The organism is Rhizobium sp. SRDI943, assembly GCF_057653695.1.
Map to the genome: position 1 here is coordinate 950,118 of NZ_CM172787.1, position 14,322 is coordinate 964,439.

General features: G+C 62.2%; 15 protein-coding genes. 10 read left to right on the forward strand and 5 right to left on the reverse strand.

Features of this window, described 5'->3' with window-relative positions:
* Nucleotides 1-108 precede the first annotated feature (108 nt).
* The 3 genes from AC245Y_RS04835 to AC245Y_RS04845 all read left to right on the forward strand — a co-directional run bounded on the left by AC245Y_RS04835 (nt 109) and on the right by AC245Y_RS04845 (nt 1,701).
* Nucleotides 109-651: a P-loop NTPase family protein gene (locus AC245Y_RS04835; RefSeq protein WP_017993375.1), complete on the forward strand. Its 543-nt coding sequence runs from the start codon at nt 109-111 to the stop codon at nt 649-651.
* Nucleotides 648-1,124, forward strand: a complete 477-nt coding sequence (locus tag AC245Y_RS04840) for a GNAT family N-acetyltransferase (RefSeq protein WP_017993376.1) — start codon at nt 648-650, stop codon at nt 1,122-1,124. The genes AC245Y_RS04835 and AC245Y_RS04840 overlap by 4 nt, the downstream gene beginning before the upstream one ends.
* A gap of 67 nt (nt 1,125-1,191) precedes the next feature.
* Complete coding sequence (locus AC245Y_RS04845; protein WP_012756597.1) at nt 1,192-1,701, forward strand: P-loop nucleotide/nucleoside kinase family protein; 510 nt, start codon at nt 1,192-1,194, stop codon at nt 1,699-1,701.
* Between the two features lie 59 nt (nt 1,702-1,760).
* On the opposite strand, the gene AC245Y_RS04850 is transcribed toward AC245Y_RS04845, so the two are convergent.
* Nucleotides 1,761-2,228: a cupin domain-containing protein gene (locus tag AC245Y_RS04850; protein WP_017993377.1), complete on the reverse strand. Its 468-nt coding sequence runs from the start codon at nt 2,226-2,228 to the stop codon at nt 1,761-1,763.
* Nucleotides 2,229-2,662: 434 nt separating this feature from the next.
* Between AC245Y_RS04850 and AC245Y_RS04855 the strand changes: the two genes are divergently transcribed.
* Nucleotides 2,663-3,481, forward strand: a complete 819-nt coding sequence (locus tag AC245Y_RS04855) for a sugar phosphate isomerase/epimerase family protein (RefSeq protein WP_017993379.1) — start codon at nt 2,663-2,665, stop codon at nt 3,479-3,481.
* Between the two features lie 66 nt (nt 3,482-3,547).
* Here AC245Y_RS04855 and AC245Y_RS04860 read toward each other — a convergent pair whose 3' ends face one another.
* Nucleotides 3,548-4,591, reverse strand: a complete 1,044-nt coding sequence (locus AC245Y_RS04860) for a zinc-dependent alcohol dehydrogenase family protein (protein WP_026157288.1) — start codon at nt 4,589-4,591, stop codon at nt 3,548-3,550.
* A gap of 248 nt (nt 4,592-4,839) precedes the next feature.
* Here AC245Y_RS04860 and AC245Y_RS04865 point away from each other — a divergent pair, with 248 nt between their 5' ends.
* Nucleotides 4,840-5,727: a branched-chain amino acid aminotransferase gene (locus AC245Y_RS04865; RefSeq protein ID WP_017993381.1), complete on the forward strand. Its 888-nt coding sequence runs from the start codon at nt 4,840-4,842 to the stop codon at nt 5,725-5,727.
* Nucleotides 5,728-5,921: 194 nt separating this feature from the next.
* Here the strand turns inward: AC245Y_RS04865 and AC245Y_RS04870 are convergent, their stop codons facing one another.
* Complete coding sequence (locus tag AC245Y_RS04870; protein ID WP_020486940.1) at nt 5,922-6,467, reverse strand: hypothetical protein; 546 nt, start codon at nt 6,465-6,467, stop codon at nt 5,922-5,924.
* A gap of 166 nt (nt 6,468-6,633) precedes the next feature.
* Nucleotides 6,634-7,536, reverse strand: coding sequence for a LysR family transcriptional regulator (locus AC245Y_RS04875; protein WP_017993383.1), 903 nt, complete (start codon nt 7,534-7,536; stop codon nt 6,634-6,636).
* 138 nt (nt 7,537-7,674) lie between these two features.
* Between AC245Y_RS04875 and AC245Y_RS04880 the strand changes: the two genes are divergently transcribed.
* From AC245Y_RS04880 to nadE, 4 genes are all read left to right on the forward strand, one after another.
* Nucleotides 7,675-8,922, forward strand: a complete 1,248-nt coding sequence (locus tag AC245Y_RS04880) for an HlyD family secretion protein (RefSeq protein ID WP_017993384.1) — start codon at nt 7,675-7,677, stop codon at nt 8,920-8,922.
* A 137-nt stretch (nt 8,923-9,059) separates the two neighbouring features.
* Nucleotides 9,060-10,679 carry an MDR family MFS transporter gene (locus tag AC245Y_RS04885; RefSeq protein ID WP_017993385.1) on the forward strand — a complete coding sequence of 540 codons (1,620 nt, stop codon included), beginning with the start codon at nt 9,060-9,062 and terminating at the stop codon, nt 10,677-10,679.
* 30 nt (nt 10,680-10,709) lie between these two features.
* A complete protein-coding gene (locus AC245Y_RS04890; RefSeq protein ID WP_017993386.1) occupies nt 10,710-11,915 on the forward strand; it encodes an adenylate/guanylate cyclase domain-containing protein in 1,206 nt (401 codons plus the stop codon).
* Between the two features lie 117 nt (nt 11,916-12,032).
* Nucleotides 12,033-12,866 carry an NAD(+) synthase gene (gene nadE / locus AC245Y_RS04895; RefSeq protein WP_017993387.1) on the forward strand — a complete coding sequence of 278 codons (834 nt, stop codon included), beginning with the start codon at nt 12,033-12,035 and terminating at the stop codon, nt 12,864-12,866.
* Nucleotides 12,867-12,901: 35 nt separating this feature from the next.
* On the opposite strand, the gene gstA is transcribed toward nadE, so the two are convergent.
* A complete protein-coding gene (gene gstA, locus AC245Y_RS04900) occupies nt 12,902-13,585 on the reverse strand; it encodes a glutathione transferase GstA (protein WP_017993388.1) in 684 nt (227 codons plus the stop codon).
* Nucleotides 13,586-13,700: 115 nt separating this feature from the next.
* Here gstA and AC245Y_RS04905 point away from each other — a divergent pair, with 115 nt between their 5' ends.
* Nucleotides 13,701-14,315, forward strand: coding sequence for a TetR/AcrR family transcriptional regulator (locus tag AC245Y_RS04905; protein WP_017993389.1), 615 nt, complete (start codon nt 13,701-13,703; stop codon nt 14,313-14,315).
* Nucleotides 14,316-14,322 lie beyond the last annotated feature (7 nt).

Here is a 14,322-nt window from a genome sequence, read left to right on the forward strand (position 1 = left end):
CACACAGCTGCAAGGATGGCGCGCGCTCAATTTTGATTTGAAAGCATTCAATATCTCGCGCTAAGGTCACGCAAAACCAGCATCAGCGCAAAGTCCTCGGAGTTGCCGATGACGTTTCCCAATCCCTCAGCCGCCTTTGACCGCATGCTCATCATGGGCAATGGCGGCGCGGGTAAAACATGGCTTGCCCGTCGTATCGGCGAGCAGCTTCACCATCCGGTTGTCCACCTTGATGACATGCATTGGGAGCCGGGGGGCTACGGCATCGCTCGCGACAGGGCGTTGCGGGATGAGATGGTCATGGCAGCGGCCGAGCGCGATGTCTGGGTTATGGAGGGCGTTTACGGGCAGCTGGCGAACATGGTCCTCAGCCGCACGACGATCCTGATCTGGATTGATCTGCCGGAGGAGGAATGCATCGCCAACATCAAGGAGCGAGGCATCCAGGGCGGCGAGTCCCAAACCCAGTTCGATGGCCTTTTGAAGTGGGTGGCCGAATACCGGAGTAGAACGAACAACTGGAATTCCTTCGAGACGCACACCCGATTGTTCTCGGTCTTTTCCCGTCCGAAATTCCTGCTATCGAGCCGTGAGGCCGTCACCGATTTTTGCCGGCCGGTTGTCCACGAGCATCGACGAGGCCATCTATGAACGAGCCTAGATTTCCGAATGACGAGGGCGAAGCCGCCTGGATGGTCGTCCAAGTGTCTGCGGATGAACACTGGAACGCCTACCACGACATCCGCCGCGCTGTCCTTTTCGAGGCCCGCGGGTTGATTGGCTATGATGCGAACCATCCCGATGATCGAAGGGATGGGCATTTCCCTTTGCTGCTTTTGCTCGAAAATACTCCGGTGGGTGCGGCTCGCCTCGATCTGATGGACGATGCGGCGGCGTGGGTGCGAACCGTCGCGATCAGGGCGGAATGCCAGGGAAAAGGGTACGGGCGGTTGCTCATGGCCGGCCTCGAAAAATTCGCATCACGGCACGGGGTCAAGAGATTGGTTGTGAATGCGGCGCGAGACGCCGTCGGATTCTACGAGGCGCTCGAATGGACCGTCGTTGAGGCCGGTGGTGAAAACCCCGTGCTGACAAAGGAATTGCGAACCAGGCCTCAATGGTGAAGTATTGCGTTGACCGTGAGCTGCTCTGACGTTCTCGTGGAGCCTCTCCAAAAACGACGAGGTGACGATGCTCATTATCTTCGGTGGTCTGCCTGGCAGTGGAAAGACGACGATCGCCCGCGCTTTGGCTGAGCGATTGAATGCGGTCCATGTGCGCGTCGATACCATCGAGCAGGCAATCCGTGCCTCCGGAATTGCCGATGATGCCGGGCCTGCAGGCTATATCGTGGCTTACGGTATTGCCGGAGACAATCTGACCCTTGGCAGGACCGTTATCGCCGACTCCGTCAACCCGCTTCGGATAACCCGGTCAGCGTGGCTTTCGGTCGCGCAAGCTGCCGGGGTGACAGCGGCGGAGGTCGAGGTTGTTTGCTCGGATAAAGCCGAGCATCGCAACCGTGCTGAAACGCGCCTCACCGACGTCGAAGGTCTGGTGAAGCCGACATGGCAAGAGATTTCCGAAAGAGCCTATGACGAATGGCACCATGCAATCGTCATCGATACGGCTTCAAAAACGGTCGACGCCGCTTTGGATGAACTGGTGAGCCGATTGAAATCGCTCCCGCCAAATGCCTAGCATAACCGACGAAGGAACGCATGATGTCGTCCGAAGAACGACACCACGCACGCGCGCCGTCACGCCGCGAGGATGGTGATCCCATAGGCGTTAGCAGCCGCCGTCATGCGAGCGATGGTTTCCGCCGAAGGGCTGGCCTTCGGTGGCTCGGTCGTGCCTTCCGCTTCGATAAACTCGGCCATGTCTCGATCGACGACCGCGAAAAAGACCACGGGAACGGTTCCGCGGTTGGAATAGCCGTGCACCATGAAGGGCGGGATCGTGACGATGTCGCCGGCGCTGGCCTCGATCTCTTCGGGGCCGCTATCGCTCAGGCGCCAGATCGTCAAGCGTCCCTCGATGATGCGGAACACTTCCGGGCTCGCATGCGCATGTTTCGGCGTCCGGCTGCCTGATGGCACGGTGACGTCGAAGATATTGAGCCAGGTTCCGCTGATTCTAAGCCGCCGCTCGACGCGGTCACCGAGGACGAAAAACCGCTTTGCCTCGTTGCTCGCAGGCATTTTCACAAATGAGTTGGACATCATGTCTCTTTCTTTTTCTTACAGGGCTTCTTCTTATGGGTTTTTTCTTGCGGGCGCAGCCGTTAGACCTTTGCGCTGCCTTTGACAACCCACCCTGTTGTTGGGGGTAACATCGCCGAACGCGCTTCAAAGAAGCGCCCTACGTCAGCCGAAGCGATGAACAAACGGCTCCGTTGCCAGGGGTTCAACGCCGCTCGCGCGCCATTGCGTCACGAGACTGTCGGGGCCGATATCGGTACTTCGGGGCGTTTCCGCAAGGTCCGCCAATGCCGCATCAGCTATGCGGAAATGACTGAGGCCGGAGAGTTCGAAAGGCTCGGCGCCTGTAATACCGCCGACACAGAAGGGGCGCATAGAACGCGGCGGCCGTTCTTGGAGCCGTCCTTCCACGCCGTCCCGGCATTCACATTGATCATTCACATTGATGGAGCGTATCCATGTCCTCTCTTCCCGTCGTCGGCGCCGCCATGACGCTCGATGAAGTCGAACTTCACCGTGACTGGCTGTTCGAAAAGTCCCGCGATCTCGAATTGCAGAGCTTCGTCGATGCCGAGGTTCTGAACGGCGACTGGGCGCCGCTCGCCGCCCGCGCCAGAAGGCTTCTCGACGGTCATGGCGGCCGCCTCGGCATTCACGGCCCGTTCTGGGGCTTTACCATCGCCTCGGAAGATCCCGATATCCGCGCCATCGTCACAAGGCGCCTCTTGCAGGGCCTCGAAGTCTGCGCCGCCATCGGGGCGACGCATATGGTCATCCACAGCCCTTATACATCCTGGTCCTACAACAACCTCGACGACAATGCCGGCGCCCGCGAGGCCTTGGTCGAGCGCACGCACATGACCCTGCGCGATGCCATCAGGCGCGCCGAGGATATCGGCTGTACCATGGTCATCGAGAACATCGAGGACAAGGATCCGCATATTCGCGTGGCGCTTGCCGAGAGCTTCAACTCGCCCGCCGTCGCCGTCTCGATCGATACCGGCCACGCCCATTATGCCCATGGCTATACCGGGGCTCCGCCGGTCGATTATTACGTCAAGGCCGCCGGCAATCGCCTGCAGCATGTCCACCTGCAGGATGCCGACGGATATGCCGATCGCCACTGGAGCCTCGGCGAAGGCTCGATCCACTGGCACGCCGTCTTTAGGGCCCTTGCCAAACTCGAAAGCAATCCGCGCCTCATCATCGAGATCAAGGACAAGTCGAAGATCCCGGCTTCATCAGTTTTTCTCGCCTCGATCGGTGTAGCTCAATAGGGCCTGTTGCTCGTCCCGCTCTCCCTCATTCCCGTGCTCGCCACGGGCGGGGAGGGTGGAATTCCCTCATGAAAACCGGGTGATCACGCTGATCCCCGTGGCCTCAGCCTTGTCGAGCGCCATCAGCGCCGGCACGGCCTCCTCGAGGCTGATCCGCCGTCCGATCAGCTTCTGCGGCGCGATCTTGCCGGCCGAAAGCATCGACAGCATGGCGTCGTAACGCCAGGCCTGCATGCCGTGGCTGCCGTAGATTTCCAGCTCGTGGCCGATCACCTGCGCCATTGGAATCTGCGGCGTCGCGTGTTCACCCAGCATCAGCCCCACCTGCACATGCCGGCCGCGCCGGCGCAGGTTCTTGATCGAGTTGAAGCAGGTGACGGGATGGCCGAGCGCGTCGATCGAGACATGCGCGCCGCCCTTGGTGATCTCGCGCACTGCCTCCGCCACGTCGGCGCCGCCCGATGCATTGACCGTTGCCACCGCCCCGCACTCCCGCGCAAAGGCGAGCTTCTCCTCGGAGATGTCGATACCGATCGCATTCGCTCCAAGCGCCGTGGCAATCATGATCGCCGACAGGCCGACGCCGCCGCAGCCATGCACGGCGATCCATTCGCCGGGCCCGGTGCGGGCCTGGTCGGCAACGGCGCGAAACGAGGTGGCGAAGCGGCAGCCGAGGCTTGCCGCCGTCGCATCGTCGATCGTGTCGGGCAGGTGCACCAGATTGGTATCGGCATAATCGATCGCGACATATTCGGCGAACGACCCCCAATGGGTGAAGCCCGGCTGGAACTGGTTCGGGCAGACCTGCTGGTTGCCGGAATGGCATTCGCTGCAATGGCCGCAGCCGGAAACGAAGGGCACGGTCACCCGGTCGCCCACCTTGAAACGCATCACGCCGCGGCCGGTGGCGACGATCCGCCCGGCAAGCTCGTGTCCCGGCACATGCGGCAGGCGGATATCGGGGTCGTGGCCCATCCAGCCGTGCCAGTCGCTGCGGCAGAGCCCGCTGGCCCCGACCGATATGACGACACCGTCCTCTGTCGGTGTCGGATCGGCAACGGTGCGGATTTCGGGCGCCTGTTCGAAGGCTTCGTAGAACATGGCTTTCATCGGCGTCTTCCCTTGCTGCTTATCCGCTGTTGCGCCCATCATCGCATGCGGCAGGCAGCCATTCCAACATTCCATTCCATCATTTTTGCTGATGCACCCATCGATGAAGCTGCCGTTGCTGCGCACGAATATTGCGGCCTGGCGCCATTCCCCGGCATTTTCTTGCTTCCGTGTTTCCGCTCGGGATTTGTCCTTGACCCGGCTTGCCGCGGCGGTTTTTCCTTCTCCGGCTTCAGGAGGAAACCATCATGGCCGTCGATACATCACCCCGTTCAACCACCTGGACTCATGTCGATGGAGAATGGCTCCCCGGCAATCCGCCGCTGATCGGGCCGACGTCGCATGCCATGTGGCTGGGCTCTACGGTCTTCGACGGCGCCCGCTGGTTCGATGGCATCGCGCCGGATCTCGACCTGCATTGCCAGCGCATCAACCGCTCGGCGCTCGCCATGGGCCTGAAGCCGGTGAAATCAGCCGAGGAGATCGTAGCGCTCGCCTGGGAAGGTGTTGCGAAATTCGATGGCGCGACGGCGATCTATATCAAGCCGATGTATTGGGGCGAACACGGTTCGCCCGGCAGCGTCGTCGCCGTCGACGGGGAATCGACCCGCTTCGCGCTCTGCCTGTTCGAGGCGCCGATGGGCGGCCATGGCGGCACCAGCCTCACCGTCTCGCCCTATCGCCGCCCGTCGCCGGAAACGGCGATGACCGAGGCGAAGACCGGCTCGCTCTATCCAAACAGCGGCCGCATGATCGCCGAAGCGCGCAGCCGCGGTTTCGACAATGCGCTGGTGCGCGACCTGAACGGCAACATCGTCGAGACCGCTTCCTCGAACGTCTTCATGGTCAAGGACGGCGTGGTGATGACGCCGGCCGCCAACCGCACCTTCCTCGCCGGCATCACTCGCGCCCGCGTCATCGGCCTGCTGCGCCAGGCCGGTTTCGACGTCGTGGAAGCGGCACTCGCTGTCGAGGATTTCATGCAAGCCGACGAGATCTTCACCACCGGCAACTATTCCAAGGTCGTCAGCGTCACCCGCCTCGACGACCACAATCTCCAGGAAGGCCCGTTCACCCGCAAGGCGCTGGAACTCTACATGGATTGGGCCTACGGCCGCAGCGAAAGCGAGGAGTGAGGAGAGGTCCCGCGAAGCGGGAGCAATCGATCCAGTGAATCGATTGCAACGACGAACGCCCGAAGCGCAAGCGCAGGGCTGCAGCGGTTCGGCGGATCGGAGCCCAGCCCGCCCCTCATCCGCCTGCCTGCACCTTCTCCCCGCTTGCGGGGCGAAGGGGGATAGCCGCAGCCTCTCAGTTCACGCAAGGGTCGTCAAAAGTACTCATCTCGCCTGTAGAAATTGCCGTAGAGGTGCGTCAGCACCGAATTGGCTGCCAATTTTTCTTCATCGCTGTCGCCATAAACCAGTTTGGGCGGATCGCTTTCGCTAAAGATGAGAGCGACAAAATGATTGTAGCCCGCGCCGGCGATCCCTGTCGAAACGTCGCGCCCCTCGATGATCGTACCGTTCTGTGCAGAGCCACTCGCGGCTGCCGCCGCTTCGAAACGCGATTTATTGAAAATGACGTACCATAGCCAAGGATCGAACAAAGGCACGGTGATCATCGTCCCAAAACAAACCGGAACAATGATGATAGCAATAAGACGACTCACCATTCCACGGATACGACGACGAAATAACGCGACTAATGCGCCGATAAACCAAACGAACAGTATGCCCGCGACCGAGAGAAAGAGCAGCGGCCCTCCCAATAGATCGAAGAGTCCTCGTAGCCCATTGGCCGAATCAAGCGGCCAAAATTCCAAGGCGCGATGGTAAGCTGCACACGCGGTGCCAAGAAAAGCGGCGATGACCATTCGCCGAACATTCCAAATGTCTATGGGCACAGCCGACACACCATCCTGTTGTTTTTCATAGTCGAATGGTGTCCAGCGAAGTCGAGGCATTTTTGGGGCCGAACGGCATTGCTGCCGAATTCCGCTGTGTTGCAGTGAAGGGTGACCTCCAATGTAAAATTGCCCCTCACGTCATCCACTTCCGATGCTCCGCAAATCTCTCCGCCAGGAGATCGATGAACAGCCGCACCTTCGTCGGCAGATGGCTGCGGTTGGGATAGACCGCGTTGATGTTGAACTCTATCGGCCGGTAGTCCGGCATGATCTTCACCAGCCGCCCTTCGGCGATGTCGTCGAACACCACGAAACTCGGCGCCAGGAAGATGCCCCGCCCGGTCAGCGTCAAGAAGCGCAGCATCTCGGCGCTGTTGGAAACGACGTTGCCGCTGATCTTGACGCTCTCCATTTTGCCGTCGCCATCCTCGAAGCGCCATTCGTCGCCATAGGGGTAATAGGCATATTGTAGGCAGTTGTGGTCGGCGACCTCGGCCGGCGTCTTCGGCATCGGATGGCTCTCGAAATAGGCCGGCGAGCAGACGAGCATATGGCGCCAGGGCGTCAGCTTGCGGGCGACGAGCGACGAATCCGGCGGCGGTACGGTGCGCATCACCAGGTCGTAGCCATCCTCGATCATGTCGACCGTCCGCTCGCCGACGCTGAAATCGAGTGAGATCGACGGATAGAGCTCCATATATTCGCTGACGACAGGCAAGAGGAAACGCACGATGGCGCTGCTGGTATAGACCTTCAGCGTGCCGCGCGGCGTCGAACTCAGCGCGCCTGCCGTCCGGTCCGCCTCTTCCAGCTCGGCGAGGATCTGCAAAGAGCGCTCATAGTAATATTTGCCGGTTTCCGTCAGGCTGACCTTGCGCGTCGTGCGGTTAAGCAGCCGCACGCCGAGCCGGTCCTCCAGCGACTGCACGTGATTGCCGACCATAGTGACGGACATGTTGAGCCGACGCGCGGCGGCGGAAAAACCACCGCATTCCACCACCCGGCCAAAGACTGTGAGGCTTGTCAGCCGATCCATATTGCCCTCGGATTATCCGCTGAGAGTTGATGATCCTTCCCGATTTAAGCAGATTATCAAAATGAATGTCAGGGTGCATTTTCCGTCTCATCGAACATGGCCTCTCACAGAGGAGGCCAACGGTGAAGGAGAATTACGATGGTCGAGTTACCCCGCGTTTTCGAAAGTGACAGGCAGGCCGAGCAGATCCTGGCCGAGGAAGCCGCCAGGGCGCCTGCCGCCGAGGCGCCCCCCATGCATGTCTCCGAAGCGCCGGTCGCCGGAGCCCCGGTTGCGGAAGCGCCCAAAAAGTCCGGCCGCCGTATCGTCAAGCGCGCCGTCCTTGCCGCCGCGCTGCTTGCCGGCGTCGCTTTCGCAGGCGATTTCGGCTACCGCTACTGGACGGTCGGCCGCTTCATCGAATCCACCGACGATGCCTATGTGAAGGCCGATTACACCACTGTCGCCCCGAAGGTCGCCGGCTATATCAGCCAGGTGCTGGTCAACGACAATGACGCGGTCAAGGCCGGCCAGGTTCTCGCCCGCATCGACGACCGCGACTTCCAGGCCGCACTGTCGCAGGCCAGAGCCGATGTGAAGGCAGCCGAGGCCGCCATCACCAATATCGATGCCCAGATCGCCCTGCAGCAGTCCGTCATCGAGCAGGCGAGGGCGACGATCGATGCCTCGCAGGCATCGCTGGATTTCGCAGTATCCGATGCCGCCCGCTCGGCCCGCCTGATCACCAACGGTGCCGGCACCCAGTCTCGCGCCGAACAGACCCAGTCGGCCCGCGACCAGGCCACTGCCGCCGTCGAGCGTGACCGGGCAGCCCTCGTCACGGCTCAGAACAAGGTGCCGGTACTGCAGACTGAGCGCGAACAGACGGTTGCCCAGCGCGACCGTGCGGCCGCCGCCGCCCAGCAGGCAGAGCTCAATCTCTCCTATACGGATATCGTCGCCGCCGTCGACGGCACGGTCGGCGCCCGGTCGATCCGGGTCGGCCAGTATGTCACCTCGGGCACGCAGCTGATGGCGGTCGTGCCGCTGCACGCGGTCTATGTCGTCGCCAATTTCAAGGAAACGCAGCTGACTTATATCAGCCCCGGCCAGTCGGTCGAGATCAAGGTCGACAGCTTTCCCGATATCTCGATCAAAGGTCATGTCGACAGCGTTTCGCCGGCAAGCGGCCTCGAATTTTCGTTGCTGCCGCCGGACAATGCCACCGGCAATTTCACCAAGATTGTCCAGCGCATCCCGGTCAAGATCGTCATCGACGACGAGGCGCTGAGCGGCCTGTTGCGCTCGGGCATGTCGGTCGAGCCGGAAATCGATACCAAGGCTGCCCAGACCCAAGCTGCCGAGACCAAGCCTGCCCAAGCCCCTGGAACAGCCGGGGAGGGATAATCCAGCCACGCTGGATGATCCTTCCCTTCTTCGCCCAATTATCCCGATCATTCCCGAATGATCCCGATCATTCCCCGAATGATCACCCGAACCCCGTCATGAGAAAGTTTCCCGCGAGAGCTGGAAGGAGATAAGCCATGGCCACTCTTCAGATCGCAGCCAACAGCAATGCGCTGGCGCCCCCCGCCGTTGCAGCGCCCGCGACACCTGCGGCGATGAGCCCACTTCGCATGTGGGCAGCCGTTGTCGGCTCGACGCTCGGTGCCTTCATGGCCGTCCTCAACATCCAGATCGTCAATGCCTCGCTTGCCGATATCCAGGGCGCGATCGGCGCCGGCACCGATGACGGCGGCTGGATTTCGACCTCCTATCTGATCGCCGAGATCGTCGTCATTCCGCTCAGCGCCTGGCTGGCGCGGGTCTTCTCGCTCCGCAATTACCTGCTCACCAACGCCATCCTCTTCCTCATCTTCTCCGTTGCCTGCGCCTTCGCGGCCAATCTGCAGCAGATGATCATCCTGCGCGCCATTCAGGGCTTTTCCGGCGGCGTGCTGATCCCGATGGCCTTCACCATCATCATCACCCTGCTGCCCAAGGCCAAGCAGCCGATCGGCCTCGCGCTCTTTGCCCTGTCTGCCACCTTCGCGCCGGCGATCGGCCCGACGATCGGCGGTTATCTCACCGAGAACTGGGGCTGGGAACATATCTTCTATGTCAACCTGGTACCCGGCGCGCTGATGGTCGGCCTGCTCTGGGCCTCGCTCGACCGCGCGCCGATGAACCTGAAGCTGCTCGCCAAGGGTGACTGGCCAGGCATCATCACCATGGCAATCGGCCTCGCCGCCCTGCAGACCGTGCTGGAAGAGGGCAACAAGGAAGATTGGTTCGGCTCCGATTTCATCCTCCGCCTGTCCGTTATCGCCGCCGTCTCGCTGACGCTGTTCCTGATCATCGAGCTGAAGACCGCCAATCCGCTGCTGAACCTGCGCCTGCTCGTGCGCCGCAACTTCGGCTTCGGCATCGTCGCCAATTTCCTGCTCGGTATCGCGCTTTACGGCTCGGTCTTCGTGCTGCCGATCTATCTGACCCGCATCCAGGGCTATAATTCCGAGCAGATCGGCATGGTTCTCGCATGGACCGGCATCCCGCAGCTGCTGCTGATCCCGCTGGTGCCGCAGCTGATGAAGCGTTTCGACGTTCGCCTGCTGATCGTCGTCGGCTTTGCCCTCTTCGCCGCCTCGAACTTCATGAACGTGCACATGACCGGCGATTATGCGAGCGACCAGCTGTTCTGGCCGAACATCGTCCGCGCGATCGGTCAGGCGCTCGTCTTCACCCCGCTTTCGGCGATCGCTACCGCCGGCATCGAGCAGGAGAATGCCGGTTCGGCTTCGGCACTCTTCAACATGATGCGCAATCTCGGCGGCGCCGTCGGCATCGCCTCGCTGCAGACCTTCCTGTCGAAGCGCGAGCAGTTCCACTCGAACATCCTGACCAACTCAGTCTCGGTCTTCGAGGAAGCCACCCGCGATCGCATCGCCAGGCTCACCGGCTATTTCATGAGCCACGGCGTCAGCGATCAGGCGCTCGCCGGCCACAAAGCCGTCGTCGTCATCGCGCTCAAAATACGCAAGCAGGCCAATATCATGGCCTTCAGCGACACCTTCTTCCTGCTCGGTGTCGCCCTCGTCGTCGCCCTGCTTGCAAGCCTGCTTCTGAAAAAACCCGGTCAACTCTCTGGCGGCGGCGCCCACTAGCGCCCTGCCTCCCTTAAGGAGGAGAAAGCCATGACGTCAGCGATCTATGCTCCCGATGCCGACAGGCTCCAAACGAAGACCGCCGGCCCTGCCGTCAGCGCGGCTGCGCTGCTCTCCATCATCGAATGGCTCTCCGGCGATGAATGCCACGCGCTCGATGAAGCGGGCCTCGTCTCCGGCCTCGGTCGCCGGCTTCAGGCGCTCGGCCTGCCGGTCGACCGGTTGACGCTGCATCTGATGACACTGCATCCCGAGTTCATCGGCCGCACCATCGCCTGGGCGCCGGGTGAACCGGTCGAGATCCACGATCGGGAACACGGCGCCCGCGTCGCCATATCAAATACGCCGCTGCGCAAGGTCATGGAAACCCGCGAACCGCTGGTCGTCGATACCGGCGAAAGCGTGCATGGCCGCTGGCAACATATCGATGTCTTTGCAGATCGCGGCCTGATGCAGCTCGTCATCGCGCCGCTCTGCAATGTCGATGGCCCGGTCAGCGCCGCCGTCTTCGGCACGAAGCGGCCGGGCGGCTTCACCGTCTCCGAGCGTCAGGTGATCGAGCGCATCCTGCCGGCGCTGCGCAACACCAGCGAGTTGCGCATTCTGCGCCAGGTCGAGCTCAGCCTGCTCGATACCTATATCGGCCCATTGACGGCAAGCCGCATCCTAGCCGGGCGCATCCGCCGCGACGAGATCGAATCGATGGAGGCGGCACTGCTGCTTTGCGATCTGCGCGGCTTTACCGAGCTGTCGAACCGGCTGCCCGGCAGCACCGTGCTCGGGCTGCTGAACGCCTATTTCGACAGGATCGTGCCGGCCATCACCCGCGAGGGCGGCGAGGTGCTGAAGTTCATGGGCGACGCCGTGCTCGCCTTCTTCCCGGGTTATGATGCCGCCCATTCCTGCGGCGCCGCCCTGGCATCGGCCCGCGCCATCCTCGATGAGGTCGACCATTTCCAGTACGAGGGCATCGGAGTCAAAGCCGGCATCGCCCTGCATTACGGCGAGGTCAGCTATGGCAATGTCGGCTCCGGCCGCCGCCTCGATTTCACCCTGATCGGCGGCGACGTCAATCTGGTCAGCCGCATCCAGACCGCCTGCAGCGAACTCGGAGAGGCCTTGCTGATGTCGGCGCCGTTTCGCGACGAGGCCGGGGCAGGGGATGTGGTGTCGGTCGGGGCGCACAGGCTGAAGGGTTTTGCCGATCCGGTCGAGCTGTTTACGATCGTGCGGTAGATACCAAGCCGCTCACTTGCATAAAACGCATGGCAGGTTTGCCCGAAACGGCTTCGTCTTCCCCCATCTTTTCGCCATAGTGGCGCCGAAATTCCGTAAGCAGGGAGGAAGAGGCTTATGACTGTGCTGTTCGACGAACAAGGCGAGATCATCCGCGAACTGGGTGTCGCCGCCGATATCGACGCTGAGCGGGAGATCGAACGGCGAACCGCTTTCCTCAAGGATTATCTCGTCGCCTCCGGCATGCGCGGCTACGTCCTCGGCATCAGCGGCGGCGTCGATTCGCTGACGGCGGCGCTACTGGCTCAAAAGGCGGTGCGCGAGCTGCGGGAAAGCGGCCATGCGGCCGAATTCATTGCCGTGCGCCTTCCGTACGGTGTGCAGGCGGACGAGGCTGATGCGGGAAGGGCGCTGGAAACGATCGGTGCAGACCGCGCGATGGTGGTCAACATCAAGGCGCCGGCGGATGCGATGCTTGCCGCCGCGCAGGACGGCGGCCTCGCCTTTGCTGATGCCGGCCGGCAGGATTTCATCCTCGGCAATATCAAGGCGCGTCAGCGGATGATCGCCCAGTTCGCCCTTGCCGGCGCCCTTGGCGGCCTCGTCATCGGCACCGATCATGCGGCCGAGGCGGTCATGGGCTTCTTCACCAAGTTCGGCGATGGCGCCGCCGACATCCTGCCGCTCGCCGGCCTCAACAAGCGCCGGGTCCGCCTGCTGGCAAAGCGGCTCGGCGCCCCGGACGAGCTGGTCTTCAAGGTTCCCACAGCCGATCTCGAGGACCAGCGGCCGCTGCGCCCCGATGAGGAGGCCTATGGCGTCAGCTATGACGAGATCGACGATTTCCTCGAAGGCAAGCCGGTCGGCGAGATCGCCCGCCGCCGCATCCTTGCCGCCTATCGGGCGACCGGCCACAAGCGTGCCCTGCCGGTCGCCGTCAACGCCCTCTGATGCCCATCCGTGTCGCGGTGTGGCCGACCTCGCGTTTACGGCCTGACCGGCGAGCCGGTCCGTCCTGATGAGGCGAGATAGGCGTGTGGCGCAAAATAGACGCCGTCGGCATCGAAGGCCTCGAGGTTTTCGGCCTGCAGCGCCTCGCGCACCTTCGGTCGTGCCGCCACCCGGGCCATGAAGGCGTGCAGCGCCGGCCATTGGTTGAGATCGATGTCGGTCCAGGGCGACCAGTTCAGGCAGACGAAGAGATAGGCATCCGCCACCGTAAACGCATCGCCGGTGAGATAGGGTCCGGCAAGACGGCCGTTCAGCCAGGCGAGCCGCTTGGAGATCAGCGCGCGGACCTCGCCATGAACGCTGGAATAGATCGGATTGAAGAGCAACACCATCGGCTTGTGCAGCTCGGCGGTGATGAAGTTCAGATAGGATTGCACCTCGTTGCGGCGGATGTTGCCGACCTCAGGCAACAGGGCTGCCCCTTCGGGCACGCTGTCGGCGAGGAACTGCACGATCGCCGGCCCCTCGGTCAGCACCTTGCCATCGTCGAGCACCAGCGCCGGCACATAGCCGTTGCCGTTGATCGCGAGGTAATCCTCGCCGGTGCTCGTCCTGTAGGTCTGACGATCGACCTGGACGAGCTCGATATCGAGCCCGAGCTCGCGGCAGATGATGTGCGGCGAAAGCGAACAGGCGGCTGCGTGCATGTAAAGTTTCATTCCGGTTTCCTCTCCTTGCGGAGGCGGTCGATGCCGCCGGCCGACAGTGTTGAATATCTGTACTGTTTCGCATAAAATGACTCTCGTCAAGAATTTAATGCGAAACGGTACAAATATGAAAGACGAGAAGAAGCGGGGCCGCCCGAGGGCTTTTGACACCAAGGCGGCGCTCGGCAAGGCACGGGATGTCTTCTGGGACAGGGGGTTTGCCGCCGCCTCGCTCGACAATCTGAGCACGGCCACCAACCTCAACCGCCCGAGCCTCTACGGCGCCTTCGGCGACAAGGAGGATCTTTATCTCGATACGCTGGAGGGCTATCGGCAGGACGGCATGAATACGCTCGCCGAGGCGCTCGACCCCTCACTGCCGCTTCGCGACAATATCGCCCGCGTCTATGCCGGCGCGCTGGCGATCTATCTGCATGGTGAAACCGCGGCCCGCGGCTGTCTGCTGATCGGCACGGCGTCGGCCGAGGCGGTCCAGCATGAGCGGGTCCGCGAGGTGCTCGGCCGCAGCCTCAACGATTTCGACGACGAGATCGAAAAGCGCATGCGCCTTGCCGTGGAAAAGGGTGAGCTTCCCCGAAGCGCCGATCCGCAGATGCTGGCCAGGCTCGCCTCCGCCGTCATGCATTCGCTCGCCGTCCGCGCCCGCGCCGGCGACAGCCGCGAGACGCTGGAAGCGATCGCCCGGTCGGGCGTCGAGCTGATCTGCGGGAGCGCCCCCTAGAACAGGA

Coding starts and splice junctions, on each gene's coding strand:
- AC245Y_RS04835 (WP_017993375.1), top strand. CDS start 109: ATGACGTTTCCCAATCCCTCAGCCGCCTTTGACCGCATGCTCATCATG.
- AC245Y_RS04840 (WP_017993376.1), top strand. CDS start 648: ATGAACGAGCCTAGATTTCCGAATGACGAGGGCGAAGCCGCCTGGATG.
- AC245Y_RS04845 (WP_012756597.1), top strand. CDS start 1,192: ATGCTCATTATCTTCGGTGGTCTGCCTGGCAGTGGAAAGACGACGATC.
- AC245Y_RS04850 (WP_017993377.1), bottom strand. CDS start 2,228: ATGATGTCCAACTCATTTGTGAAAATGCCTGCGAGCAACGAGGCAAAG.
- AC245Y_RS04855 (WP_017993379.1), top strand. CDS start 2,663: ATGTCCTCTCTTCCCGTCGTCGGCGCCGCCATGACGCTCGATGAAGTC.
- AC245Y_RS04860 (WP_026157288.1), bottom strand. CDS start 4,591: ATGAAAGCCATGTTCTACGAAGCCTTCGAACAGGCGCCCGAAATCCGC.
- AC245Y_RS04865 (WP_017993381.1), top strand. CDS start 4,840: ATGGCCGTCGATACATCACCCCGTTCAACCACCTGGACTCATGTCGAT.
- AC245Y_RS04870 (WP_020486940.1), bottom strand. CDS start 6,467: ATGGTCATCGCCGCTTTTCTTGGCACCGCGTGTGCAGCTTACCATCGC.
- AC245Y_RS04875 (WP_017993383.1), bottom strand. CDS start 7,536: ATGGATCGGCTGACAAGCCTCACAGTCTTTGGCCGGGTGGTGGAATGC.
- AC245Y_RS04880 (WP_017993384.1), top strand. CDS start 7,675: ATGGTCGAGTTACCCCGCGTTTTCGAAAGTGACAGGCAGGCCGAGCAG.
- AC245Y_RS04885 (WP_017993385.1), top strand. CDS start 9,060: ATGGCCACTCTTCAGATCGCAGCCAACAGCAATGCGCTGGCGCCCCCC.
- AC245Y_RS04890 (WP_017993386.1), top strand. CDS start 10,710: ATGACGTCAGCGATCTATGCTCCCGATGCCGACAGGCTCCAAACGAAG.
- nadE (WP_017993387.1), top strand. CDS start 12,033: ATGACTGTGCTGTTCGACGAACAAGGCGAGATCATCCGCGAACTGGGT.
- gstA (WP_017993388.1), bottom strand. CDS start 13,585: ATGAAACTTTACATGCACGCAGCCGCCTGTTCGCTTTCGCCGCACATC.
- AC245Y_RS04905 (WP_017993389.1), top strand. CDS start 13,701: ATGAAAGACGAGAAGAAGCGGGGCCGCCCGAGGGCTTTTGACACCAAG.